At 31.5% G+C, this 1862-nt stretch carries 1 protein-coding gene and 1 pseudogene; both read right to left on the reverse strand.

Translation table 11 applies throughout. The features are described from left to right. Positions 1-281: 281 nt before the first annotated feature. Complete coding sequence (locus RBH29_RS17525; RefSeq protein ID WP_306698302.1) at positions 282-767, reverse strand: hypothetical protein; 486 nt, start codon at positions 765-767, stop codon at positions 282-284. Positions 768-786: 19 nt separating this feature from the next. Next, a pseudogene (locus tag RBH29_RS17530) lies at positions 787-1862 on the reverse strand (hypothetical protein); the annotation flags it as partial.

Below are 1862 nucleotides of genomic sequence, written 5' to 3' on the forward strand. Positions count from 1 at the left end.
TTAAGCTTCTTAGCAATTGTTAAATATTAGTGATTATTTCAGCCCGATTTAATTTTTGAAGTCCACAGCTTATTTTGTTATGCAAAAAAACAAGCATCTTGGTTTAAATTACCAAAGTGCTTGTTTTTTGATTAAGTTATTATTGTTTTAAAAAGTATAAAATTGTATTTAACCCTCTTAGTAATTGTTAAATATTGGCTCATATATTAGCCAGATTGAATTTTTGAAGTCTACAGCCGACAAATAGTATCCTCTCTCTTCTCCTACCCATTCCTAGATTACTATTCTACTATTGAGTTATAATACCACCAATTGTCTGTTATCTTTTTACTTTCTCTTACGAAAACAGGCATACTATGACTTTCCAGATACATAATCCCTTGGGAAAAACTACCAGAATCCTTAACAAATATTATATCATTCTCACCTTCCGAAATTTGTCTAAACTCCAGATCATCAATGATAAACAATAAACTTCGGAATATTTTTTTATTCTTTATTTCAACCTCTTTTGCATTATTTTTAAATAATATTTCTCGTGTATTTGCAACTCTATGTGTATAAAAATAGTATTCTCCTGTTCCTTCAGATATAAATTTTTGTACTGTATCAAATTTTTCATAATTTGTTTCAAATACAGTTATAATTTCTTCTTTGGTCATAATAGTTTCTTCCTCCATAGTATCACACGACATCAAATATCCAAGTGCTAAAACTAAAACAATGGTATAAATTAATTTTGATAAATTTTTATTTAATATTATCATATCTTACCTCTCCCTTCAGTCATTGCGAGAATTTTATAACCCTTGAAGCAGGATATCTATTATGTCCATCAAAGTATTGCCATTGATTTGTACTCCATGCTTCCCAAACCATTTCGATAGTATTAGCATTAACAGTACCTCTATGCCTTCTCATAATATCATTTCTAGGTACTTCTGCTGTTACTTCTGCTGCCTCACTACTTGGTCGTTCATATGCATCACTTAATCCTAAAGTATGTCCAAATTCATGTGCCGCAACATACTTATGTCCTTTTAACATATTTGGATATTTATTATCATAATGAACTATATTAATACTACCAGGACTTACAACAGACCATCTTCTTCCACCACCTGACATAGTACTAGGAACTCTTTTTTTCGGAGGGTCAATTAGATCTATATTTATATTTAAATATCTTTGATTAGAATTAACAAAATATGATTGCCCTGGAACCATATAGCTTACATTAGTAACAACATTTCCCTCAAATCCTTCGTAAAAATCATATTCAGAACCAACAAAACTAGTTGTCCAGTGTTCCTCTATACCTTTTGCAGCAAGTTCAGCATAGGTTTTTCCTGTATCTTCAAATAACTCATTAGCATCTCCAGTAAATCGTACCTTAGCATTTATTTTAAATTCTCCTCCTTCTCTTTTTACTTGAATAGGAGCATATTTCATCTCTGGTCTTACTAACACATTAAGATTCTTATTTGCATCATGCCACCAACTTATTGTGTCTCCATACCCCCGATATTCTGCTAATTCTCTAACTCCTGCAATCATATTTTCATTATTTTTCAGCCAGCCTTTTTTTGTAAATTCCCGTGAGCGTTTTGCCCCCGTATAATCAATGTAATAGAGAGCAATACTTTCGTTATTTTCAATAATATTATAATCTAACGTCATTGCTAAATCATAGATGTTTCCATAAACTGTATCTCCCACTAGTAAAACATCACTAATTTCCCTATCATCGATTTTTACACGTAAAAAACCTGTCGGATCATAATAAGTTATAGGATTATTCGCACAATACGCATATAGATTCAAACTAAGCGGATCCCTCGGATCACCTCTATATGTGTCCT

The organism is Herbivorax alkaliphila, assembly GCF_030848475.1.
Taxonomy (GTDB): Bacteria; Bacillota; Clostridia; order Acetivibrionales; family Acetivibrionaceae; genus Herbivorax.

Excerpts from the sequence above, each read along its gene's own strand:
- RBH29_RS17525 (WP_306698302.1), bottom strand. The coding sequence starts at position 767 with ATGATAATATTAAATAAAAATTTATCAAAATTAATTTATACCATTGTT.